Source organism: Mesotoga sp. B105.6.4 (assembly GCF_002896535.1).
In the GTDB taxonomy this organism is placed as follows: Bacteria; Thermotogota; Thermotogae; order Petrotogales; family Kosmotogaceae; genus Mesotoga.
In genome coordinates this window covers 222,146-247,014 of record NZ_JWIM01000008.1, presented here as the reverse complement: position 1 = coordinate 247,014, position 24,869 = coordinate 222,146, and the positions used below count along the sequence as shown (strand labels likewise).

20 protein-coding genes are annotated in these 24,869 nt (G+C 46.0%); 18 read left to right on the top strand and 2 right to left on the bottom strand.

Translation table 11 applies throughout. From position 1 onward, the window contains the following. The first annotated feature begins 15 nt into the window (after positions 1-15). The 8 genes from brxL (at position 16) to RJ60_RS04130 (ending at position 11,273) form a co-directional block, all read left to right on the top strand. Positions 16-2,031, top strand: coding sequence for a protease Lon-related BREX system protein BrxL (gene brxL, locus RJ60_RS04160; protein WP_103134077.1), 2,016 nt, complete (start codon positions 16-18; stop codon positions 2,029-2,031). 231 nt (positions 2,032-2,262) lie between these two features. Then, complete coding sequence (locus RJ60_RS04155; RefSeq protein ID WP_180979900.1) at positions 2,263-5,193, top strand: ABC transporter substrate-binding protein; 2,931 nt, start codon at positions 2,263-2,265, stop codon at positions 5,191-5,193. Between the two features lie 234 nt (positions 5,194-5,427). Then, positions 5,428-5,553, top strand: a complete 126-nt coding sequence (locus RJ60_RS15980) for a hypothetical protein (protein ID WP_258006171.1) — start codon at positions 5,428-5,430, stop codon at positions 5,551-5,553. A gap of 180 nt (positions 5,554-5,733) precedes the next feature. After that, positions 5,734-7,986, top strand: coding sequence for an ABC transporter substrate-binding protein (locus RJ60_RS04150; protein WP_103134076.1), 2,253 nt, complete (start codon positions 5,734-5,736; stop codon positions 7,984-7,986). After that, positions 7,974-9,287, top strand: a complete 1,314-nt coding sequence (locus RJ60_RS04145; protein WP_103134075.1) for a hypothetical protein — start codon at positions 7,974-7,976, stop codon at positions 9,285-9,287. Before RJ60_RS04150 ends, RJ60_RS04145 begins: the two co-directional genes overlap by 13 nt. Positions 9,288-9,866: 579 nt before the next feature. Beyond that, a complete protein-coding gene (locus RJ60_RS04140; RefSeq protein WP_103134074.1) occupies positions 9,867-10,298 on the top strand; it encodes a type II toxin-antitoxin system RelE/ParE family toxin in 432 nt (143 codons plus the stop codon). A 7-nt stretch (positions 10,299-10,305) separates the two neighbouring features. Further along, complete coding sequence (locus tag RJ60_RS04135; RefSeq protein WP_180979899.1) at positions 10,306-10,860, top strand: helix-turn-helix domain-containing protein; 555 nt, start codon at positions 10,306-10,308, stop codon at positions 10,858-10,860. After that, positions 10,857-11,273, top strand: coding sequence for a protein-export chaperone SecB (locus tag RJ60_RS04130; protein ID WP_103134072.1), 417 nt, complete (start codon positions 10,857-10,859; stop codon positions 11,271-11,273). Before RJ60_RS04135 ends, RJ60_RS04130 begins: the two co-directional genes overlap by 4 nt. Before the next feature lie 134 nt (positions 11,274-11,407). Here the strand turns inward: RJ60_RS04130 and RJ60_RS04125 are convergent, their stop codons facing one another. After that, positions 11,408-12,076: a hypothetical protein gene (locus RJ60_RS04125; protein WP_103134071.1), complete on the bottom strand. Its 669-nt coding sequence runs from the start codon at positions 12,074-12,076 to the stop codon at positions 11,408-11,410. A gap of 256 nt (positions 12,077-12,332) precedes the next feature. Here RJ60_RS04125 and RJ60_RS04120 point away from each other — a divergent pair, with 256 nt between their 5' ends. Then, positions 12,333-13,400 (top strand): family 16 glycoside hydrolase, encoded by a 1,068-nt coding sequence (locus RJ60_RS04120; protein ID WP_103134070.1) that lies wholly within the window; start codon positions 12,333-12,335, stop codon positions 13,398-13,400. 11 nt (positions 13,401-13,411) lie between these two features. Here the strand turns inward: RJ60_RS04120 and RJ60_RS04115 are convergent, their stop codons facing one another. Beyond that, complete coding sequence (locus RJ60_RS04115; protein WP_103134069.1) at positions 13,412-13,867, bottom strand: GNAT family N-acetyltransferase; 456 nt, start codon at positions 13,865-13,867, stop codon at positions 13,412-13,414. A 141-nt stretch (positions 13,868-14,008) separates the two neighbouring features. On the opposite strand from RJ60_RS04115, the gene RJ60_RS04110 reads away from it, so the two are divergent. From RJ60_RS04110 to RJ60_RS04055, 9 genes are all read left to right on the top strand, one after another. Next, positions 14,009-15,013 carry a family 16 glycoside hydrolase gene (locus RJ60_RS04110; protein WP_180979898.1) on the top strand — a complete coding sequence of 335 codons (1,005 nt, stop codon included), beginning with the start codon at positions 14,009-14,011 and terminating at the stop codon, positions 15,011-15,013. A gap of 148 nt (positions 15,014-15,161) precedes the next feature. Then, positions 15,162-15,602 carry a hypothetical protein gene (locus RJ60_RS04105; RefSeq protein WP_103134067.1) on the top strand — a complete coding sequence of 147 codons (441 nt, stop codon included), beginning with the start codon at positions 15,162-15,164 and terminating at the stop codon, positions 15,600-15,602. Positions 15,603-17,055: 1,453 nt separating this feature from the next. Continuing rightward, complete coding sequence (locus RJ60_RS04095; protein WP_180979897.1) at positions 17,056-18,588, top strand: Fic family protein; 1,533 nt, start codon at positions 17,056-17,058, stop codon at positions 18,586-18,588. 2,433 nt (positions 18,589-21,021) lie between these two features. Then, complete coding sequence (locus RJ60_RS15975) at positions 21,022-21,243, top strand: hypothetical protein (protein WP_103134063.1); 222 nt, start codon at positions 21,022-21,024, stop codon at positions 21,241-21,243. Positions 21,244-21,290: 47 nt separating this feature from the next. Beyond that, positions 21,291-22,025: a DUF6577 family protein gene (locus RJ60_RS04075; RefSeq protein ID WP_103134062.1), complete on the top strand. Its 735-nt coding sequence runs from the start codon at positions 21,291-21,293 to the stop codon at positions 22,023-22,025. After that, positions 22,022-23,071: a nucleotidyl transferase AbiEii/AbiGii toxin family protein gene (locus tag RJ60_RS04070; protein ID WP_103134061.1), complete on the top strand. Its 1,050-nt coding sequence runs from the start codon at positions 22,022-22,024 to the stop codon at positions 23,069-23,071. The genes RJ60_RS04075 and RJ60_RS04070 overlap by 4 nt, the downstream gene beginning before the upstream one ends. Positions 23,072-23,216: 145 nt before the next feature. Further along, positions 23,217-23,504 (top strand): hypothetical protein, encoded by a 288-nt coding sequence (locus RJ60_RS04065; protein WP_103134060.1) that lies wholly within the window; start codon positions 23,217-23,219, stop codon positions 23,502-23,504. Further along, complete coding sequence (locus tag RJ60_RS04060; RefSeq protein ID WP_180979896.1) at positions 23,488-23,763, top strand: type II toxin-antitoxin system RelE/ParE family toxin; 276 nt, start codon at positions 23,488-23,490, stop codon at positions 23,761-23,763. Before RJ60_RS04065 ends, RJ60_RS04060 begins: the two co-directional genes overlap by 17 nt. Before the next feature lie 508 nt (positions 23,764-24,271). After that, positions 24,272-24,670 carry an acetyltransferase gene (locus RJ60_RS04055; RefSeq protein ID WP_103134058.1) on the top strand — a complete coding sequence of 133 codons (399 nt, stop codon included), beginning with the start codon at positions 24,272-24,274 and terminating at the stop codon, positions 24,668-24,670. Positions 24,671-24,869: the final 199 nt, after the last annotated feature.

The following is a 24,869-nucleotide window of genomic DNA, read 5'->3' as shown; positions in this document are numbered from 1 at the left end:
TAGGGGGAGAGAAAAGTGGAGCTGGATGCCCTTGATCTGAAAGTGCTCAAAATATATCCCGAGTATGTGATAAAGAAGTCGCTCGTTAGGAACTTGAAGATAGGCTATAACGTTCCTTCATACGTCCTGGAGCACCTGCTTGGAACATACGCCGACCTGTCCGATCCCAAGGACATAAAGGGCGTTGAAAACGTCAGGGAGATACTGGAGAAACACTTCTTAAGACCGGATATGGCAGAACTGGTGAAGATGCAGCTGAGGGACAAGGGTTTCTTCAGGGTGATCGACAGAGTAGATGCCTGGCTAGACATAAGGCAGAACGAGTACGTGGCGGGACTGCAGAATCTGAGTATAAAGAACGGGGTAATAACTGACGAACTGGTTAAGGAACACCCTAAAATGCTGCTCGGTGGTATGTGGGCGATAATCGACCTTATATACGACCACAACACCTACCCCGGAAGGCCCTTCGTAGTAGAGAAGATTCACCCCATACAGCTCAGTAACTTCATTAAAGACCAGTTTGTGGGTAGACGGAGTGAGTTCACGGTGGGCGAGTGGACCGATCTCATAATCCGCTCTATAGGATTGGAGCCGAAGAAGATGGACGAGAGGCAGAAGCTCTTCCAGCTACTCAGGCTCGTCCCTCTCGTGGAGAAAAACTACAACCTCGTGGAACTCGGACCGAGGGCTACCGGCAAGTCGTACATCTACAGAGAAATCTCGCCTTATTCCTTCCTTCTCTCCGGCGGTAACACTACAGTCGCCCAGCTTTTCTACAACATAGCCACACGAAAGGTCGGCCTCGTAGGAGAGTGGGATCTGATCGCCTTCGATGAAGTTGCCGGCATACAGTTCAAGGACAAACAGGCGCTGCAGATGCTTAAAGACTTTATGGAGGCCGGCTCATTTGCAAGAAAGGTAGAAGTAGTTGCCGAAGCGGGCATAGTCTTCAACGGAAACATTAACGACGACGTTCAGACTCTGTTGAAGATGTCTCATCTATTTGAGCCATTCCCCGTGGAGATGCAGGACACCGCCTTATTGGACCGAATCCACGCCTACCTTCCGGGCTGGGAAGTGGAGAAATTAAGAGCCGAACTCTTCACCGATCACTTCGGTTTCGCAATAGACTACTTCTCCGAGGTTATGAGGTCCTTAAGGGGAACCTCCGCGGTAACCGCGCCAGATACGTACTTCAATTTAGGAAGCCAGCTTAATAGAAGAGACGAGAAGGCGGTCCGAAAGACTGTATCCGGCTTGTTGAAACTGCTTTACCCAGATGGGGAGTACACGAAAGAAGCGATAGAAGAAGTCCTGGCCTTCTCCATAGAATGCAGGAGGAGGGTCAAGGAGCAGCTGAAGAAGCTGGGAGGGCTCGAGTTCTGGGACACGAACTTTTCGTACATAGACAAGGAGAGCAAGAAGGAAACCTATGTATCCGTGAACGAGGGAGGGAGCAAGGCTCTCATCTCGCAGGATCCGCTGCCTCCTGGGGTTGTTTACACAGTCTCGATAGCCGGAGGAAAGACGTCTCTCCTGAAGGTCGAAACGATAGTCGTTCCCGGTTCGGGAAAGCAAAACATAAGCGGCGGCGGGACAAAAGCGAAGGAAGCGCTCAAGACCACGGTCTCCTGCATAGGCTCTAACCAGCGTAAATACCTGCCCTCCAACTCGGCTTTGAAAGACTACGACATAGCAGTACAGATAACCCCTATGATAGGCAGTGAAGTGGGCGATGACATAACCGTCGCCATCTTCGTCTCCATACTCTCTGCCATCCATAAAAACACTCTGAAGAAGGGATTGGGGATAATAGGAGATATGACGATAACGGGGAGCCTCAAGACCACACTGTCCTTCGTCGACAGAGTAACAATGCTCGCCGAAAACGGAGCCAAATCGATCACCGTACCCCTGGAACAGATGGCAAATCTCGCAAGCGTCTCCATGGACACGATCTCCAAAATCATCCCGATACCCATCGCCGGACCCGAAGATGCCTTTATGCGCGCGAGACTCGAAGATTGAGCATCAGGGGCCAAAAGGGGAATCGTACTAGACCTTGTTTTGTATTATATGTTACATCGATCACGCCCTAATAAGTCTTGAGAGACGATGATCAATATAGTTTTTCAGCTTTGCTAGAAATGTAACATCTGTTATATTAGTCGTATGAGTGCATTGCACTTCTTTCTGTATATTGCCTGAGTCTTCACGTGCTTACTTCGAGTGCGAGGCCTCGCTAATGGAGGTGGGGTAATGAAGAACAAGCTTCTGTCTGTCTGTTTATTCGTGTTTCTCTTTTCGATTATCTTTCTCCTTCTTGGCTGTCCTACCATTGACAAACCACCAAAACTGACCATACCTGATAAGACAGTAGATGAAGGACAGGTACTTCAGTTCGACCTAAAACAATACGCCGAAGACAAAGACAAGAACTCCCTCGCCTTCACAATAGTATCCGGAGTTGGAGAGATAGTGGGGAGCGATTACAGATACACCCCGACATTTGATGACTCCGGCCAGAAAGAGGTGAAGATAAGAGTAACGAATGCAAAGGATAAGTCAGCAGAAGACACATTCAAAATAACGGTAAACGATGTTAACAGACCCCCTATGCTGGACATACGGGACCAGACGATGAACGAAGGGGAGACCCTTACCCTCAACCTAAACGACTATGCGGATGACCCCGATGAAGACGATCTAACCTTTACTCTAGTATCCGGAGTTGGAGAGATAACCGGTGCGACATATACCTACACTCCTGATTACGATGTACTGAAAAAGGTTAGAGAGTACGACCCGGCAGCCGAGAGTATAGATTTCGAGGTAAGTATAAGCGCAAACGATGGAAAGGATGGAGAAGCGACCTCTACTTTTACCATAAGTGTAACCGACGTAAACAGACCCCCTGTATTGGACATACCGGACCAGACAATAGATGAAGGCGAGACCCTCGTTCTCAACCTTCTTGACTACACGACAGACCCGGATACACTCGACACCTTCACATACACTCTAGTATCCGGAGTGGGAAACATAGCGGGATCTACTTACACCTACACAGCTACATGCACAGATGCCGGAACGAAGACGGTAATTGTTAGAGTAGCGGACAATAAAGGTGGTACTGATGAATCGACATTCAGAATAACGATCAATAGAGTACCTGTGATCAACAAGTTGAGCGGCCCATCCGGAACGATAAACCAGAGTAGCGTCACTTTCAGCTGGGCCGGAGACGATTCCGACGGGAACATTACCTTATACGAGTACAGAAAAGACGAGGGAAGTTGGACTAACCACGGGCTTAACACGAGTTATACGTGGAATGGTTATTCGGAGGGAGAACATACCTTCGATGTTAGGGCACAGGACAACAATGGGACTTTCTCTGAACCGGTTGAGTGGAGTTTCACCTTTTCTGCCAGTGAATCGCAGCTATCGGTTCTTAGGTCCTATTATTCTGTAGAAACCTTAGACCCACATATGTATTATATGTCTGGCTATGAAATTGAAGTCGTAAATAATGTGTATGACAACCTCATAATGTATGATCATGAATCGCTCACCAATTATCTTCCTATGATATCCACCGAAGTCCCTTCAGTTGACAACGGTCTTATAAGCCAAAATGGAGAAGTATACACCTTCCCAATTAGGCAAGACGTAAAGTTTCACACGGGTAACGACTTAACGCCTGAAGACATAAAATATTCCTTTGAAAGAGGTCTTCTCGCATATGGAGAAAATGCAAATTGGGTTTTAGTAGAAGCGTTGTCTGGTGGAAGGTTTGTAATCCTGGATGATTGGTTCAGAGATTATTCTAAAATGACGATCTCCGAAGCTCTCGATTCATCTGGAGAACCTGTATCGGCTTTTGCTAAGCAGAAACTCATCGGCTTTTACGAAGATGTAGTAGGTAAGATTATCACCACTGAAGGTGAAAACATAGTCTTCAATCTTGGAAAGTCTTTTGCTCCGTTTCTAAGCATGATAGTTCACTTCAGTCCCGCTGGTGCCATTATCGACTCGAAATGGGCAAAGAATAACGGAGCGTGGGATGGCAACGCTGACAGCTGGTGGCGATGGTATTCGGAATCGGCAGTTTCACCCTTATCATTAGCTGAAGCCGGATCGGGACCGTACAAACTTGTCACATGGAACCAACAGGGAGAGGGAATAGTTCTGGAGAGTTTTGAAGACTATTGGAGAGGGAGCCCATCAATAGACCGGGTAATAATCAGGAGCGAACCCGATCACAACAAAAGGAAGAACGAGTTGTCAGAGGGTACTGCAGATATAGTAGACATTGGGCTTGCGGAGGCGCTCGAGCTTCAGGCGGAAGGAAAGTGCAAAGTAGAAATATATCCAAGTACTAGGGTAAGCGAGATCATATTCAACAGGGAAGTAAATGACTCAAGTCCTTATATTGGGAGCGGCAAGCTAGATGGAAATGGAATTCCACCGGATTTCTTCTCGGATATCAACATCCGAAAAGCCTTCTCTTATGCATACGATGGAGTTACATTTATCGATTCTGTGCTCGGTATGGGAGAAATGATCCCCACGGCTCTACCTAGAGGATTTCTAGGGTACGATGAAACGCTCCCCCTTGCAGAATTCAATCTTTCGAAGGCAGTACAGGCGTTCAAACTAGCTTTTGGCGGGGAAGTGTGGGAAAAGGGATTCAAGATGCAGCTGGTTTATAATAGCGGAAACAACGTTCGAGAGAACGCGATGGAAATGCTCGCCTACTTCATAGGATCGCTCAACCCTTTGTTCAGAGTTGAGACTATCTCGCTGCAATGGCCAAGTTTATTGCAGGCACAACACAGCGGTTGGATTCCGGTAGTTATGGCAAGTTGGATGCACGATTACTGTGACCCCGACAATTATGTAGTTCCTTTCTACTCAAGTCAGGGTACATACGCCATACTTCGAGGGCAGGCCTATCGAGAATGGGCTGCAGCCAATGTGGATGAGGATATTGACGCGGCCAGGTCAACAGTGGATATCTCTGTTCGAGAAGAACTTTACAGAGAAATACAGGAGAAGATAATTGAAGCTGTTGTTGGAATACCGATGTATTTGATGCATAGCTATCACGTCCGCTCAACAAGAGTCAGCGGATGGTTTCCTAACCAGGCGCGTATCGGAGATTACTACTACGATCTTTCCAAGTAATCTCCTGAACAATCATGGCCGATAAGATATGTTGTGCGCAGAACCTAGCGGCTCCTCACGTGGTTATTAAGTATCGTGAGAAGATAGATCGAATTCGGGGTGAGCGAATGAAAAAAGGTATTGTACTAGTTATTATCAGGTCTTGTATTTGATTTCTTCGGTTGCGATGCTTTACAGCGTTTTCTGTCACCAGAACCGGCCAAGACAATTGTGGAAGAAGAAGCAGGAAAATTCATGATCTCAAAAGTTGGTGGGCCATCTGGAAAAACAGATGAAGAAACAGCAGTATTCAGCTGGACCATGAAAGGCATGGGCAGGCAAATCGTTAATTACCAGTTCAGAACAGACTATGGAGACTAGACAGGTTTTGGGCTGGAAGCAGAATATGCTTGGGCAACATATTCAAGAGGACCACACAACTTCGAAGTGAGGGCACAGGATAGCGAGTGAGCGTATTCATATATACACTGATCTGGAAATTCACATATGGTGTGAAATTCCCGGTAGTGTTCACTTCTGCAGGACAAAGGAGGTTAAAACATGAAAAGTAGACTGTTAGGAGTTTGTTTACTCGTGGCGCTAACAACTGGAATCTTTTTATTGACAGGATGTCCCCCGCGTCAAAACAGGCCTCCCACAGTGACTAAGTTGAGCGGTCCATCCGGAACGATAAACCAGAGTAGCGTCACTTTCAGCTGGGCCGGAGACGATTCCGACGGGAACATTACCTTATACGAGTACAGAAAAGACGAGGGAAGTTGGACTAACCACGGGCTTAACACGAGTTATACGTGGAATGGTTACTCGGAGGGAGAACATACCTTCGATGTTAGGGCACAGGACAACAAAGGGACTTACTCCGAGCCGGTTAGTTGGAGCTTTGCGTACGCTGCTGAAAAGGTTATCAAATCGAGAGGGCCGTCAGGAAGCATAGCAACTGATAACAGCGTTTTTGAATGGCAAGAAGCTGGATTTGCGGGTCAAGAAGTAGAGATAGTCAAATACGAATACAGAAAAGACGGTGGCATCTGGACAAACCACGGACTTAATACGAGCTATACGTGGAATGGTTACTCTAAAGGAGAACATACCTTCGAAGTCAGGGCACAGGATAACGGAGGATTTTACTCTAATACAATCAGATGGGACTTCGTTTATCTTCGCTCGGAAAATCATGGAGGGACACTAAAACTATTTGCCAGAAACGAACCTGCAACACTAAATCCATTGTGGGCTCAGGAAACCAGCTCAACCGATGTAATTAAGCTCAACCACATGTCTCTTCTCAGAGCCGACACTGGTGGTCTGCTTACTATTGCCGGGCTTGCCTCGGAATGGTGGTTTGCTGACGGTGGTAAAACTGCAAACTTCAGGGTTAGAGAATCGCTACAATGGTCTGATGGAATCCCTTTTACGATCGAGGATGTCAGATGGACCTTTGAGGACGTTGCGTTTTTGGAGGAAAACACGGCGAACGGCAATGCCACATATAAAGACTCTGCCGGTTACCTTCCAACAGTGAGCGTAAATGGCGATGTGATATCCTTTACCTGGACAGAACCCAATGTTTGGTGTTATAAGGCTGTCGGAATGACATCGATACTGCCCAAGCACATATTGAAGGAAGCAGTAGAAGAGGGGCGGATAGCCGAGGTCTGGCGTGTCACAGAATTTAATGAAGTCGTTGGCATGGGTCCTTTCTTGGTTTGTGAGTTCATCGAAGGAGTAAGAATAAGGCTCTCAAGGAACCCATACTATTTCGAGCTTGAACCGGGGGGTGCCAGGCTTCCTTATCTCGATAACGTTGAGTTCAAATTCAGCAACGTTGAACCTCAACTTCTGTTCGAAGCAGGGGAGATAGATGTTATTTCTCCTAACGTAAATGCGTGGCAGAGAATAGTGGATCAGGCAGAAGAAAAAGGTTGGATTTATGGGCAGGGAGGCCCTGATCTTGGTTCAGAATTCATTACCTTCAATTTCAACAACCCAGACCCTGCCAAAAGGGATTGGTTCAGGAACCCTTTTTTCAGAAGGGCGTTCCAGTATGCTATGAATAAAGATGCCATAATCGCGGGACTTTTTAATGGTCTAGGCACCGCAATATACGGACCTGTTAGTCCTTCTTCGGGCTTCTTCAATCCAGAGACTCTTGAGGCTTTTCCTTACAAATACTCAATAACAAGAGCAAGGTTAGAATTGAAGAGGGGTGGTTTCGATTGGGACGATGACGGTAATCTTATTGACTCTGAAGGCACAAGAGTTGAATTTGATCTTTCCACCAACACCACCAACGAGAATAGAGCATTTATTTGCAATATAATCGTGGATAGCGCCGAGAAACTCGGTATGCAAATAAACCTCGTTCTTACGGATTTCAACACTCTGGTGAGCAGACTTTTTATTCCTGATTACGATGCGATTTTGATTGGTCTTACGGGTTCCGTCGATCCGGGTTCCGGTTGGAATGTATGGAGGATGGATGGACCTTTACATTTCTTTAATTTCACTCCAGAGACCAAACCTGGTGTTGTAGATCCGGATATTTATGAGTCTTTTGACTGGGAAAACCGTATCCACGAGATATTTGTCAAACAGACTGCTGAGATGGATAAACAGAAGAGGTGGGATCTTTTCGCAGAATTCCAAATGCTTGTTGTTGAGTATCAGCCTTTTGTATATACCATCTCGCAAAATTTCCTTTATGCCCACAAGAAAACAGTACACCTGGCAAACCCTTCTCCCAGCCCTGCTGCTGGTTTTTTATGGGGGATCGAAAGTTTGTGGAAAGATTAAGTGCTTCTACTGCCTTTTTTACGAGAAACCGCGTGTCTCTTGGATACGTTTCGAACTCCATCCTTGCTGTTGTTGACTGTTCTGGTTTGCAAGGAAGACTGAGAGAAGATCTGTTTATGAACAGTAGAGATAGATTGAGAAGCGGTGAATTCGAAAATGCAATTGAGAGACAGCTTGAGGATCTTCTTAGAAGGCATGAAGGTCTGAGGCAACTGAATGAAAAAAGGCGGAGAGAGAAGATCGAAGGCAGATTACAGGACTCTAGACCACTTAAGGAGATTCTTCAAGACATTTTGAGGAAGTCGCCTACGTTATCACGCCTATTTATCGAGGGCAAGCAGTTGCATAATCCTTTCAAAGCAGCATCGATAGCGAGTGAACCGGAGTTTAATGGAAAGCGGTTCCCTACTTTCTTCACTCTTATTGGAAAGTTAAGTGAAGACCAACCAAAGCAATGCCCTATCAACAATTCATATTTCAGGGTGAAATTCACAACAGATGCAGAAAATGACTATTTCTATCGAGTGAATGACTCAGGCCACTTTGAGTTGATCTCTCCAGATGTTGAAATAGAGGATTACTTTGTTAATTTGTGGAACGGTACCGCAAACCTTAATGTAAGAGTTCCAGAGGATGCAGAAGTAGGAGAGCTAATTGAATACAACTCCAGAGTATCTGATATTCGTGAAACCGAGATCTTTGAATCGAGATTCTTCGTTCTGATAACTGAAGCGGAGAAGAAGACTTCCGGCGAACAAGGAGAACGAAAGAAACCGGCTTCTAAGGATCCGGGAGATGATACTCATGGGCTTCACGGGTTGAATCTACCTAATGTGATCAGGGTTTACGAGAACGAATGGGACAGATACGGGTTCGACAGGTATGATGCGCTACACATATCTAAAGCATCTGAGGATAATTACGACTTCTTTGTCAATGTTGATAACTGGCATCTCAAAACAGAGCAAAAAGGCAAGACCAAAACAGATCCTAGAATTCTTGAAGCGAGGTACATGTATGGACACGTAATCATTGCTCTTGCACTTATTACAGACCACGAAGAGGGAGAAGACCAAATTACGACGATTGAGGAGTTGGTTCAGAAGGTTTCAAGGGCAATTTCGCCTTTCATTCTTCCAATGGTCGAGGAGCTCGGTTCACTTGAACTAGAAGATGTTGCACTAGATACCTTTGAGGGAGATCCGTCAAACGAAGAGCCGGAAGTAGGAACTTCGATCAATCGGAAGAGTGCAGTTAAGAAAGCAGGAGATCAACAATACACATTATGGAGGAATCAATGAGCATAATTTCAGGCGAAAAACTTCCTTCGGAGAAGATATTCCGAAAAAGTTGGAATGGTGAAATGCAGTCACAGATTCCCTTTTTTGGTTTGGAAGTGGATACAAAACGGCGTCCTTTATGAGTACGGATATTATCTTGTAAATGTCGATCATTCGAAAAACAACACTTTCCTTTCTCGAAGAAGAAGTGGAGAATTTCCTGTTTTGCTGAACGGACACATTTGAGAGTTACTTTCTACGAAATCCAAGTCAACAGCGAAGCGAGGTGAAAAACCATGGACGTTCTAGCTTTGACAGATGTTGAATGGTTCAAATATCTAAGAGAATGGCAACCGCCTTTGATAAATTTCTGGACACCGGCAAAGCGCTCGGTCAACGATATGGACCTCTAGGATCTATTCCATTGATTGAATTGAGAGGCGACAATTCCCAACAATCTCTTACTACCTATGAGTATTGAACCACTATCTATTCAAAGTCGCAACAAAGGAAAGATGTAAAACATATGCAATCACTTGAATATATGGACAAATATGGACATAACTATTGACTTTAATTGATTGAAGAGGTATACTCTCTATGAAAGATGAAGAAAAGATTCTTGAGAACCTGAGAAAGATCGGTTTGCATTTTGATAACGTTGAGAAGTTTTCATCAGCTCTGAGGAAAGGGATAGATTACAGTGAGCCGAAGTTCTTCTCTCATACGATGTTTAAGAAGAATTTCAAGGATCAATCTACAAGAGAGTTCAAACTGGAGATACTCGGGATAGTACTTGGCTTGATGAATGATCCGAGAATGGGCGAAATGAAAACTGGTCCTCTCAAGGGACTGCGTTCTATAGAGTTGAAGACAGTTTCCCATGGCAGGTTAGTGTATTCATATTTCAAGAGGTCAAACACTATACACCTGATATATGTTGGTTCCCACGGAGGACTTGGGTCGAAATATGAGGTTCTGCAGAAGAATCTTGGGAAAAAACTGTCTTTGTTCAACAGAGAGGGTGATTGAAGTGATTATGTTTGACAGAATCTGGGAAATGCTTGAGAGCATCAGTGCCGGAGAGAGAAGAAAGGCATTCGATGCAATCATTGAGTTGCTCTCATTTTCGAAAGACGAAGAGATGCTCCAACTTAGAGATGACTTGGTAGCCTTTGAGGACGACATTACTGACGAATCGGAGGATCCGATAAAGTCGCTTCTCGAAAACACCTATACGAAGAAGGAAGCTGCCGAAGCGCTTCAAGTAAGTGAGAAAACGATTCAAAGAGCGGTCTCTGAAGGCTTGATTATGCCGATCAATCCCGGTAAAAAACCGCTCAGGTTTTCGGTCGATGATTTGAGAATACTTTATGGCAATCCGATTGATAAGGAGAGCAAAGGGTTAATTAGACAGTATTGGGTTAACGCAAATGCATTGGCTCAGATTTTCTTATCTTATTATGACCAGGTTCTTGCAGAGTTTGAAAATTTGGAAGAGAAAGCTAACGGAGTTGTAAATATGGGTGATCTTTGTTTCGCAAGTCCTCAAGAAGATGCTTATTGCTTCTCGCTTAACGGGGGTGTTAGGTGAAACCGAAAATCGCAGGTTTTCAATTAGTATCTCATACAATAAGAAGCCTCAGCTTCGAGATAAGGGGCGAGCTTAAAGAAGTCTCCTTGAAACCTGATTTGGATCTGATTCCGAAATATGAAATTCGCAGAAAGGATGAGAGATTAAGTGGTGAGCTGTGTCTTGACATATCTTATAATCTTAAGTCCGGAAAGAAGATTATTATAGCTTTCAAGGCGATAATTACAGGGCTGTTTGTTTCAACAAGAAACATGCAAGAAGAAGAATTCGAGAGGTTTATCAAGTATTCAGGAACACCAATGCTTATTCAAATGGCGAGGGGTCTCCTAATATCAATCTCTGCAGAAGCGGGATTGACTCCGCCGATAATCATACCGATGATAAACTCAACCACATGCTTTGAAGAGAAATGATTCTTAGAACCTACAGGTGCCATTTCACTTTTCTGGATCGATGCGATGATTATTAACAGCCTCTGTGTGGCGAAGCGCATTCATTCGTGGCTGACTTCTTTCTGTGAAATGATTGGGAACAAAAACGTCGTCCTCTAAAAAGCATCGGTCAGAACCCGAAGACCACGAACCACAAAAGGAATTACAATCTCAAATGCAGTCACATGCGGAAGTTGCAGAAAGCGGAGACTATGCAATGATCTTGTCTGTAGAGGAGAAAGGAAGCATATCAAGTGCATTTTGGACATGACCTCAAGAACCGAGAGAGACTGAAGAGATGCCTTTTCGTGAGCGGAGCGAACTCTCGATGCTCTTTCTCTCGTGTTTTGCCAACGATACCCCGAAACTTCGTGGCCGCTCTGAAGAATCGGAAAGTAGCCTCTATCTGAGAGGTTTAGACCTGTCCAGTCCCTCTGAACGGTATAGTAGTCTCCGTTGGCTTCGATACATATGGCCAGACCTTCATAACTTTCGTTGAAGATCTTCAAGAGAGGCTTTATCTTCGACCAGTCGCCGGAAAGCACTTCTTGTGTATTTGCCAGAACCCTTAGGGCGGCCATTATTCCATCCACTCTCTCTTCAAATGATGAGATCAGCGGGTTTAGAATATTGGAAATGTTTCCATCTGCAGTTATTTCAATGTCTCCTGCTTGATCTGCGGACAGAATTGAGTCGGCGTCTTTGCTAATCTCGATCATGCCTGTCGAGAGCAGAAATGTGCAAACATATAGCAATGAAACCAAAAGAAACGACTTTTGGTTCATTCTTATTCCCCTTTATTATTCATTTGATCCAACAGCTGAATTATATCTCAAGCGTCAGTCGTTACCGCCATGCTAGACCGGGAGTATCCCTTTAACGAGTAGAATTCCGGTACGATCTTAGGAAATCCTTGAGATACTTATCGAGAGAGCTTAGCACCAGTCAGACTCTCCCTCGACACAGTATTCAGGTCAACACATGGCACGAAATTGCATCGTAGCTATCGGAATGAGATCAAGAAACGATGGAGGAATGGGAATGAAGAAAGGGTTTTCACTTGTTGAGTTGCTCATAGTGCTTGCCGTTATTGCATCAATCATTGCCGTCTCTACACCTCTTGCCCTTAACGCTATAAGGAAGGCCAGGGCAACTGCCGTCGCTTCAGACTTCAAGACTCTATCGAGAGCTATTTCTTCTTCAATATATCTCGGTGATGGATTACCATCGTCGGTCGACAGTCTCGGAAGAAACGTGAGCAGCGATTACGGAGTTGCCTGGAGCGATAATGAAGGCGTCTATGACTTCGTTATATTCACCAATAAAGAAGTGGATACTTCTACACTCTACACACTGCTTACTAATACGGGTTCTGGCTTTCCGGCTGGAGAGTACGAATTCCTCCCCGGAGGAGCGGCCAGTTCAGAGAACTCAAAGGCCTACTACCACGTCTATCTTGACGGGAGCGGTAATCAGACGGTTTCTTCGGGTCTGAATCTATCCTTTGCAAATCTTAATCAGCTTCCCTTCCTGTACTCTACCGGAGGATGGACGGCAGAGAGCAATGGACTTGCCACTGCTTTTGGAGTGTTTGATAGTAGTAACTACAAAGAAAGTCAAAACAGGGCAATACTCAATGTTGGAGATGATAACTGGACGTGGGAAGATTACGAAATTGTAGTCAACCTTTCTTTTGCGGATCAGTACAAATCCGGCGAAACTCGCGCCAGAGGATATGCCGTGTACTTCCGCGCGACGGGTAGAAACGCTGGAGATAACCTCTCTTCCTATGCGTTTCAGTTTGATCCGGGTTACAGAGAAGACAGTATTTACGTCCCATCCTTTTTGTTGAGAAAAGTCTCGGGATATGGCGAAAGTCTTGTAGCTTCATCCCCTTTCATCCCTGGAATCATGGCCAATGATAGAATTGTTAAATCCGGAGAGCACACTATCCGGATAGTTGCAAAAGGTTCAGATTTCACTTTCTACTTCAACGGAACCAAAGTACTGGAAGCAAGCAATAGTGATCTCGCTAACGGCAAAGTCGGCCTGAGAACATGGGGAAATGTTGAAGTCGTCTTCAAGAGCGTAACGGTGAGGCCTCTTTGACCTTCAGCAGATCAATGAGACTTCTTTACAGACTTCTGGAAAAAGACAATATCTTCAGCCTCCGTGAAGCCGTTCTTCAAGTAGAAGCGATAGGCAGGAACAGTTCTTTCGGTCATAAGCCAGATCGACTTGATTTCGCGCGCCAGTAGAAAGTCATCCATCAGCACGAGAAATTCGCTTCCTATTCCCTTGCCTTGACTTTCTCCGCAAACAAAGAACTCCTTTATGAAATAGTCTTTGCCCTGCCACCAGCTGAAGACGTATCCAAGCGAAGCTGCGACTATGTTTTCATAATCATCTATTAGCATAAGGGAGAGCGAGTTTGGATTCTGCGTAAGCTCCCTGATATACTGCGTTAACTCTTCATCACTCTTCCAATGATCATTCCAGGGCTCTGCTGAAAATACCTCCAGAAATAGTTTCTTTACAGCTGTGATTTCGTCTGATCGCATCTCTACGATTTCCATCGACTCACCTCAAGAAGGGATAATCAAAACATATGATACCACTTTCACTTCACTTTCTTCTGTCACCGGTCTGTGCCTCTTCTGGCACGAAATTGCAATGTAGCTATCAGAATGATATCAAGAATCGATGGAGGGATGGGAATGAAGAAAGGGTTTTCACTTGTTGAGTTGCTCATAGTGCTTGCCGTTATTGGATCAATCATTGCCGTCTCTACACCTCTTGCCCTTAACGCTATGAGAAAGGCCAGGGCGACTGCCGTCGCTTCAGACTTCAAGACTCTATCGAGAGCTATTTCTTCTTCAATATATCTCGGTGATGGAATACCATCGTCGGTCGACAGTCTCGGAAGAAACGTTAGCAGCGATTACGGAGTTGCCTGGAGCGATAATGAAGGCGTCTATGACTTCGTTATATTCACCAATAAAGAAGTGGATACTTCTACACTCTACACACTGCTTACAAATACGGGTTCTGGCTTTCCGGCTGGAGAGTACGAATTCCTCCCCGGAGGAGCGGCCAGTTCAGAGAACTCAAAGGCCTACTACCACGTCTATCTTGACGGGAGCGGTAATCAGACGGTTTCTTCGGGTCTGAATCTATCCTTTACGGGTCTGAATAGATTACCGTTCGTTCACTCAACAGGGACATGGAACGTTGTTACTTCTGGAATAATGAGTAATCCTGGAGATGGAAATCAGAGCCGTGGTATTCTTGATGTTGACGAAAACTGGAAGGACTACGACATAACTGTAAACTTGTACTATACAGGGCAAACTTCTGAAAGTCAGAAAGGCGGTTATGCAGTTTTCTTTCGAGCTACCGGAGAAAACGCTCATTCGAAACTCTCTGCCTATGCTTTCAAATTCGATGTGACAAAGAAGAAGTTCGAATTCTCAAGATTCTCCGGATACAATGAGACGGTCATCGCTAGCTCACAAATTCCCTCGAACATTATCGCAAGTGATGGCGATCATACAATAAAAATTTCGGCAAGAGGCCAAAATTTCACCTTCTACTTCAACGGGAACGAAGTTTTCACAGCCACCGACAGCAGCGAAAGCAAACTTACAAATGGAAGAGTTGGGCTGAGAGCCTGGCATAATACCAGCGTCATTTTCAAAAACGTCACTATCAAGCCTTTATAACAAACGCCTTTAGATCTAGCGGAGAAACTGGATTCTTTCCGCTTCAATGAAAAGCGAAAGGTATTTCCACGAGAACTTTAAAAGACTCTGCAGGTTGTATTGTCTCAACAGTTGAGAGGTGTAAGATTCCTGTCGGAACCTGAAAAGTTTGAAGACATTGATCTCTCTCTTGTTAGCTCTTCTGTTTGTGTGCTCTTTTACTCTTGCAATGCCTTCGCTCGGTCTTATAAGCGCCCTGGCAAAGACTGAATCGCTTTCGAATACGCCTCTGTTGGGCTTTGTCGGTATAGACGTTATCAGTCTCGACCTGAGGTGTAATCTGGGCCCGCTATTTGCCGGTCTTGCAACGCCCTTTATGATGTTCACGCTTCCGGAAGATACCGGTCTGGGATGCAACACGATACTACCGGGCATCGCCTGGTACGGCTACGTCGGAGCAAAAATCGGTTTTGACCTTATCTACATCCGGGGCGATGTCGCGCATACGCTGGCGCTGGGGCCTCAACAGCTCGGGTTCTCTCCATTGAGACTTGGCGTCGGGTTCGAGGCAGGCAGGATGTATTTCGAATTCAACATTGTCGTACCGTAGAAAATGGGACCTCGGAAACCGGTCAGTCCCTTCTTGCTAAGCCTTTGCTAATGACTGCTCTTCCCAGTTTACAGGGGCTTTAAGATCGAGATGCTGATATAACTTCATGACGAATTTCTGGGCTAATTCGAAGGAAAAGGGACCATTGACGGACAACGTTGTCTTCGTCAGCGTCCAGCGGGTTCCCCGGTTTTAAGCGTACAGCGGTTCTTACATTCGAGATCCCGATCAGTTTCATATCGGGATGACAGTCCTTCATGTCATCCTGGCACGCTACTGGCCAGGATCTCGATCTTTGAAACAGTTCAAGTGCAATGTTGCAAGCTGCAAGTTGAATAAGAAAATGGTTGTCCGTTATCGGTTCACCGTTCTCCGAGCAGAGCTTCAAGACCTATCAAGCTCTTTGGATGATGATCTTAGGTCCTACCTTGAGGGAGGATGGCCACGAAGTGGCGGAAAGTGTCTGTTTCAAAGAAGAGCATCGAGAGTACGAGATGAGGAGAGAGGACGAGAAACAGGAGAGAGTTCTCGCCTTCTCGTGAGCGAAGCAAACGTCTCAACAATGCTCTTTCTCGATGCTTCTTATTGGTCTCGCAAGGCAGAAACTGGTCTGTGCGAACAGACAGTCTTCAAAATCGCCTCCTGCCGAAGGCAGCCTTGCGTCCCCGGATGCTTCTCCGGGCATTGCGACCTGGCGAAGCTAGCCTTGCGTCCGCCGATGTTCTTTCGGCGCCTTGCGTCTAATTTCAGCAGTGACTGACTTTTCACTCGCCTTCTCGTGAGCTCAGTGAACGTCTCGACAGTGCTCCTTCTCGACGCTTCTTATTGGTCTCGCAAAGCCGAAACTGGTCTGTGCCAACAAACAGGCTCAAAATCGCCTCCTGCCGAAGGCAGCCTTGCGTCCCCGGATGCTTCTCCGGGCATTGCGACCTGGCGGAGCCAGCCTTGCGTCCGCCGATGTTCTTTCGGCGCCTTGCGTCTAATTTCAGCAATGACTGACTTTTCACTCGCCTTCTCGTGAGCTCAGCGAACATCTCGACAATGCTCTTTCTCGACGATTGTTCTCACGTCTTGCGCGCGTATCAAAGGACGGCGGACCGATGACGGACAACGTTGTTTTCACGTGAACCATAGTGGTTTATTTTCTTTGACTGGGGGTGTCTTCGTGGGCGGAGCAGGAAATAGGCTCCGTTTTCTTCTTTTTGTGTATAAGAAGTCCCTCACAGTTTTTTGTCTTCGATTTCTCGTTCACTGTGAAAAATGGAGCCTGACCCTGTTCTATTAGCGTAACACTATTTCCCTCACAAAGGGCTTGTGTAAGTGATTGTCTTGTTTTGTAATCGTTGTCCCTGGAGTGTAGTAAGTGCAGGGTGTTGTCAGTAATTATTTGTCTTGACTTGTGCTACAATATAACAATAATTCTTGGATTGTAATCGTTTTTTCGGAGGAAGCTATGGCTGAAAACGATCAGGAAAGATCAACCGAAAGACTCGCGGGATATGCGACGCTTATCGAGCGATATGACTTAGATGTTATTCCAAATTGGCACAAGTCCATGGTGACCACGAGTGGAATCCGCCGGATCGACTCGAGCGAAGGCATAGTCGAGGAAGTATATCCTTCTAAGTACTGGCCGGGGGATACACTTGGTGATCATCTTGAATTTGCGCTCAAATATGACGGGACGAATCTTGCAATACTCGACAGCATATTTCAGGAAGTTACAGAAAGAGATTTGCTCGAATATCTTCGCTCCAGACCGACCGGCAAATACGCCAGGCGGCTGTGGTATCTTTACGAGTTTCTTACCGGGAAAATGCTTCCTCTAGATGACTTGAAGCAGGGTAACTACATTTATCTTCTTGAGCCGGATGAATATTACACGGTCAGCCCGGCCCGCCAGATTCGTCGACAGCGAATCAAAGACAATCTACTGGGTGACCCACGCTTTTGCCCAACGGTTCGACGAACTGAAACCCTTCGAAACTTTGAAACAGCCGATCTTGCCGGGAGATGCCGCAGGGTAGCGGCTGGCTATTCCCCGGAGTTGCTGAGGAGAGCGCTCGGCTATCTCTACACCAGGGAGACAAGATCCTCTTTTGAGATCGAAAGTATTAAGCCCACATCGACAAGAACCGAGCGATTTGTAGCGTTACTTCAGCTGGCCGAGCAGGAAGACTTCTGCGAAAAACCGCGCTTGATCGAACTTCAGAATCGCATTGTCGATCAACGGTTTCGCGATTACGATTACCGGACAAGCCAGAACTACGTCGGAGAAACAATCTCTTGGCAAAAGGAAAAAATACATTTCATATGTCCAAAGCCTGAAGATTTGGCTGGCCTGATGGAGGGCCTGATAGCCGCCCATAAGCGAATGGACTCGGGCGATGTGCCCCCCGTAATTCACGCCGCCGTTATCGGTTATGGGTTCGTTTTCTTGCACCCGTTCGAAGACGGCAACGGTCGAATCCACCGTTTCCTGATCCACAACATTCTTGCCCGGCGAGGCTTTACGCCCAAAGGCCTCATGTTTCCCATATCGGTATCCATGCTGAAGAACCCTGCCGACTATGACGCCTCTCTGGAAGCATTCTCACGGCATATTATGGCCCTGGCGGAATACTCGCTCGATGAAGAGGGCCGCATGACCGTGCACAACGATACAGCCAGGTGGTACCGGTATATAGATTTGACGCCCCAGGCGGAGGCACTCTTCAAGTTCATCGATCAGACCATCGAGGTGGAACTCACGCAAGAACTGGCGTTTCTGGCCAACTACGATAAAACAAAGAAAGCCATCCAGGAGATCGTGGATATGCCCGACCGGTTGATAGACCTCTTCATCCGCTTTTGTCTGCAAAACAATGGCAGGCTTTCAGCACAGAAACGAAAGAGTCACTTCGACTTTCTGTCAGACGAGGAAATGGTCCATATGGAACAGGCGGTTCTTGCAGCCTACGGCGACATGACCTCGAACGCTGATTGATGGCGGTCCCACAAAACTCCTGGCGATCGGCGACACTCATGCCGGTCCGGCGACCTTCGTCACAAAGTATGGACTCGTCACTAAAAAAAGAGCAGTTCTTCGTTCCTACGCTACGCGTTCAGGTTCTTGGTTCTTCGTCTAGGATTCCGTCATTCTCGTGTATTGTCACAAGAGAGAAAGCAGAGAGTATAGAATGAGGGTAGAGGGAGTAGCCAGTCGTCATTCCAAAATGATTCAGAATCCTGCTCCTAAAAATCGCAGTACGCTTAGGAGCAAGGACCGGCTGATCGCTGCTCAAAACAACGTTGTCCGTCAACGGTCCGCCGTCCACCGGAAACAGTTCCAAGTTTCATGTTGTCAGTTGCAAGCAGAAGAAATAGTTGCCCGTTGTTGGTGATTGGTAACCCGTCATTCGTCAAGACCCGCAGCCCAGATTGTGACCAAGATCAAGTGAGGATGACAGAGTGAGTAAATTTATGGTCATGCTTCAACGGTAAGACGCGTCGCCAGCTACTCGCTCTCAGTAGCATCAGATAATTGTGAATGGGTCAGTCGGTTCTTTCCGCCAAACCCCAGACCCTACACTCAATACCCACCCTGGTGATGCTATTGGATCTGCTTTCTCTTCTTGTTTTTCGTAGTCTCGAATAGGGTTTCTCTCGAAGCCAAGCTTCATCTCAGACTCAAAGCGTCTTCTCGCTCAAAGAGCCGCTGTACGCTTAAGAACGGTGAACCCGCTGAGCGCTGTTCAAAACAACGTTGTCCGTCGACGGTCCGCCGTCCACCGAAATCGCTAAAATTAGACGCAAGGCGCCGAAAGAACATCGGCGGACGCAAGGCTGGCTTCGCCAGGTCGCAATGCCCGGAGAAGCATCCGGGGACGCAATGCTGCCTTCGGCAGGAGGCGATTTTGAAGACTGTCTGTTCGCACAGACCAGTTTCTGCCTTGCGAGACCAATAAGAAGCATCGAGAAGGAGCATGGTCGAGACGTTCGCTCACTCACAAGAAGAGCGAGATTCTGAGCAGGATCATCTCAGAATGACGCGATGCAAAAGAAGGCTATCACCCCATGTCACTCGTACAAACTCCTTACTTCATCACCCGTAAGCCTGCCCTGAGAATCTCCTGTTAAGGGCTCTTCTTTACGATCTGGTCTTGAAGCACCGAGTTGCAGGTAGGTGTTGCAGGTTCGAAAAACCTTGAGAGCAGTATTTTGAAACAAGTTCAGCATGACGGGATGCGATATTCTCCAAATAACCTAAGGCCGTCATCCCGAGTACTCCTTATGTCAATCCCTTTCTTTGTCATCCCGTAGAGCCTGCCCCAAAATGCTCCTGTTTGGGGGGTCTGCACGGGATCTGTTCTTGAAGTACCGAGGTTGCAGGTTCGAAAAACCTTGAGAGCAGTATTTTGAAACAAGTTCAGCATGACGGGATGCGATATTCTCCAAATAACCTAAGGCCGTCATCCCGAGTACTCCTTATGTCAATCCCTTTCTTTGTCATCCCGTAGAGCCTGCCCCAAAATGCTCCTGTTTGGGGGGTCTGCACGGGATCTGGTCTTGAAGTACCGAGGTTGCAGGTAGGTGGTTGCGGGTTCGAAAAACCTTGAGAGCAGTATTTTGAAACAAGTTCAGCATGACGGGATGCGATGTTCTCCAAATAACCTAAGGCAATCATTTCAGAGTCGGATCCTGAATTTTGTTTTCGATCTTCTTCTTGGCTTAACCAAGAACGAAGAACAGGTCCTCGCTCTGGAACGAAGAATGAGTTTTCAAACAAATGGGACAGACTCGATTTTCATAGCCCTTTTTAGTGGTTGGTTAGGAGCAGAGAAAAGGGGCTTGACCGAGTTCATCGAGAAGCAAACGAGATTCACTGATCAGAACACTCACTTCGTAAGCTGACTTGATCCTCAAATAAATCGGGTCAGACTAGATCATTCGCATCTGCGCAACATTCTTCTTAGTGCGAAATTGGTTGATTTGCTCTTCTTGGCTGAGATTATCTTGTGAGATGACAAGACGGGACCACAAAAATGGGACAGACTCGATTTTCATAGCCCTTTTTAGTGGTTGGTTAGGAGCAGAGAAAAGGGGCTTGACCGAGTTCATCGAGAAGCAAACGAGATTCACTGATCAGAACACTCACTTCGTAAGCTGACTTGATCCTTAAATAAATCGGGTCAGACTAGATCATTCGCATCTGCTCAACATTCTTCTTAGTGCGAAATTGGTTGATTTGCTCTTCTTGGCTGAGATTATCTTGTGAAATGACAAGACAAATCGCCTCCCTTTTGATAATGAACCGCGGAGATTTTTCAGGACTACCAAGATCTTTCATTAAACACAATGCTCTTGTGCAAATCACCTGACTAAGCGAGAGATCCTGGTTGACAGAGCGATTTTAATCACATTGAAAGGGGGCGATCTAGTGGATAAACGACAGCTCCTGAGAAAGGAAACTGAAACCGCACCCGATGCTCTCATAGAAGAAATCCTTCGTTTTGTGAAGGCATTGAAAGAAAGGAATCTGCCTGCCTTAATTGCTGACGTAATACTTCCAGTCTTCCCACCTATCAGGTCCTCTTGGGTCTGTGACTCCAAGCATAGCTTCTGCAAGCACATGAAAGAAAGGCGCTATGCTATAATATAAAAGTGGCAATTGTAACTATATATTGCCGTTAATTGCAGGTGATTTCTATGAACTATATTGATCAAAGCTATGTAAGAGACTTGTTCGAGAACGATCGTTTTCTGACAACCGATGAGCTGGTTAAGAGGCTGAGTCTTCGTTTCCCCGATGCGAAGACGGGGACTCTTTCTGCTAAATTGCACCGGCTGAAGAGAGAGGGACTCGTGAGAAACGTCAGAAGAGGCCTCTACGCTGCCGGAAGCAAGCGTGAGTTTGAGCCTGACATATCGAAGGAACTCGCTGGTTTGTTTAAGAAGCTTAGTAAGAGATTCCCGTACCTGGATAATCTGTGTGTCTGGGATAGCAGATGGCTGAACGAGTTTACGGTTCACCAGGCACTTACTTCAATGGTGATCATAGAAACTGAGCGAGATGCAGAGAAGGCAGTGTTTGAATTCATCAAAGCTGCGTACTCCAGGGTGTTCATTGATCCGACTCCGAAAGAGATGGACAACTACATCCTCGGATGCAAGAAGTGTTTCGTTGTAAGGCCGCTTGTAACCGAAGCCCCTGTGACGTCCTCTGGTGGAGTCTCCATTCCGAAGCTGGAGAAGATACTTGTCGATCTTGTCTGCGAGAAAGATCTCTTCGTATCGTTTCAAGGAGAGGAGTTATGCAACATATTTCGCAGAGCTTTGATAGATTACGACGTGAGCCTGAGCACGTTCAGAAGATATGCTAGGCGACGCGGGAGGTTAGAAGAGATAGACAAGCTCATAGTGACCCAGGGAGAGGACATATGATCACAAGAAACTCTGCTACCAGACAATGGTTGGATGCGATTATGAAATTCTACAAGAAGAATGACCCCGGAATAGTAGAGAAGAGCATAATGGCGCTGACGTTGCTCGAACAGCTCTCCGTTGAAGGCCTCGACTTCATATTCAAAGGCGGGACGTCTCTTATGCTTCTTCTGGATAATTTCAACAGGTTTTCGCTGGACATAGACATATTGCTCCACGATGAGAAGGAAGGTCTTGAGGATATATTCAATGCAATCTGTAAGAAGGGCATATTCAAAAGCTGGTTCGAGGATGAACGCAAGACTCCATCGGATCTTCCTAAAACTCACTATGGATTCGTGAGGGATTCGGTGTTGGACGGAAGAGAACGGGCAGTCTTTCTGGATATTCTTTACCAGGAGGTCGGCACAAGGTCGCTGTTGAAAGTTCCCGTGAGGCATGGGGTAATAGAGACAGCCCCACCGGACGTGTCGGTAACCGTGCAGACCCTCGATGCTCTGCTTGGAGACAAGCTTACTGCCTTTGCACCGAATACGACGGGTATTCCGTACGGCACCGGAAAGGAAACCGAGATAATCAAGCAGCTCTTCGATCTGGGAGTCCTTTTCGACAATCTGGCCAATCTCGATGAAGTGCGGGAATCGTTCGCGCAGAACTGCATGTTCGAACTCGGTTACAGGAAGCTGGACTTGAGCGAGGCGGATGTCCTGAATGACTGTTTTGACACGGCTATCACGCTTATCTACAAAGGAGTCTACAAGAATGAACAGTTCAACGATCTTATGACGGGTATTAAGGCGTTCAAATCATTCTCCTTCAACAGCAGCTACTCTCTAGAAGACGCCATAAGAAGTTCGGCAAAGGTAGCGTATCTTGCTCAGTTGCTGAAGGCAGGCAAAGGAAGTCATGAAAAGTTTCGAGAAACAATCGACTTACGTGATGTCAATATCGTCAACCCGTCGTGGAGCAAGCTGAACAAGCTGAAGAAGACAGATCCAGAAGCCTTCTTTTATCTATTCAACGCATTGAAGTTGGTCGAGCAGTAGGTTCTAATTGCCTGCGAGTGAGATCAGACAATTGTGTGGAGAATCTACTTTCAAGCCGGCTAACGGTGGCCGATCGGTCGGTAAGATCAGGTGCAACCGGAAAAATGATATACTATGCGTATAGTGTGTATAAGGCGGTGATCGTATGAAGAATATTCAGGAAACCAAAGAGAGACACAATATAATGATGACACCTTCTTCATGGAAGGTTCTGAAGGAGCTAGGTCGTGTACAGGGCAAGAGCGCCAGTGAAATCATCGAGACGGCTCTATGGAATCTCATAAAGACGGAAGGCTATAATTCGATGTACTTCAAGATAATGGCTAACGCCGAACCGTGCGACCCCGAAGAGAATGAGGAACTCACAAGGATACTGGATCAGATGACGGAAGAGGATCTGGAAATCGTCGATAGCTATGAGTTACCGGGTTAGCTTCACGAGATCAAGCAAACGGCGACACGACAAGCTCGATACCGCGATTAAGAATAGAATAGATAAAAGCTTCCGCCAGCTTGTAGATTACTACGACGCAAAGGGCAGCAAGAAACCGGACGTTAAAAGTCTTTCGGGTAAATACAACGGTCTTCTTCGTTTGAGGGTCGATGATTACAGAGTCATTTTCCAGGTCCGGGGAGATGAATTTGTAATTCTTGTTGTTCAGATAGTCAAACGCGGAGACGCGTATAGATGACATCAAGCTCATTTGAGAAATGATTGAGAATTAACCGGTGAGGATTAACGGGTCAGACTCCTGATTCTTACGAGAACTGAGGCCCTTATTGTGTCATTATTCGAACAATCGGCAATATGTTTAGAAGTTGCCATTTGCTCTATGAGTGAGTTGATTGGTTTGAATGACCAGGATTTTGGTGAACATTTGCAGAAATGCCCTGTCGAAATGATAGAATAAATTATAAAGGCACTAGAAAGAAGAGAGAATTATGGCAACAAGAACATTCGAGAAAGAGATTTATATCGACCAGAAAGCTGCGGAGAATATTATTAAAGCAATGAAAGCTGCAAAGAAGCGGCCTAAAGAAGATCATATAGACGTTAGAGCCTCCATCGAGAGGAGCGTATCTCTATTACCAGAAACATTACGCCGATAAAGGCCCTGCTAGAAAAGTACGAAGAGAGTGAAGTGAGGGAGGTTTTATCCCTCTTTTTTTTGCTCGAAAAACAGCGACGTCGAAACGTTTTTGAGAGAAAAAGCGATTACATTCGAGAAGGCTTCGAGAGCCTGGACCTATTTGATACTGGATGAAGAAGCCTTGATTGATGGGAAGATAAATATCATCGCTTATTTCACGGTATCGACGAAAGCACTCAACCTTAGAGATGGAATCCGCAAGAAAGTTAGAAAACACCTTGACGGCCTGGGGAACAAGCGGAGTTCTACCTTCGTTGTTTACCTCATTGGCCAGCTTGGAAAGAACGATACTTATCGCTCGGAGATAGATGGGAATGAACTTGTCGCCCGGGTAATAGCAACCATCAAAGAGGCCTATGAGATAGTTGGAGGTCGGTGTATTCTCATCGAGTGTCAAAATAGGGTCAGACTCCTATTCTTTGTAATGCTTTCTACAAGTCAGGAATAAGAGCGCATTATGATGTGCTTGAGGTCACGTGGAAGGTGGCAAAAGATGTCTGCCCCGATGAGATCATGGATGACAATCAAAGAGATGCACTTATGATTGTTATCCGAATGAACAGGGTCAGACTCCAATTCTCTTTGCATTGTGAAACAAAGGACATATGCTATTATTCAGATACTAGCGATTCTGTTATATGACTGCC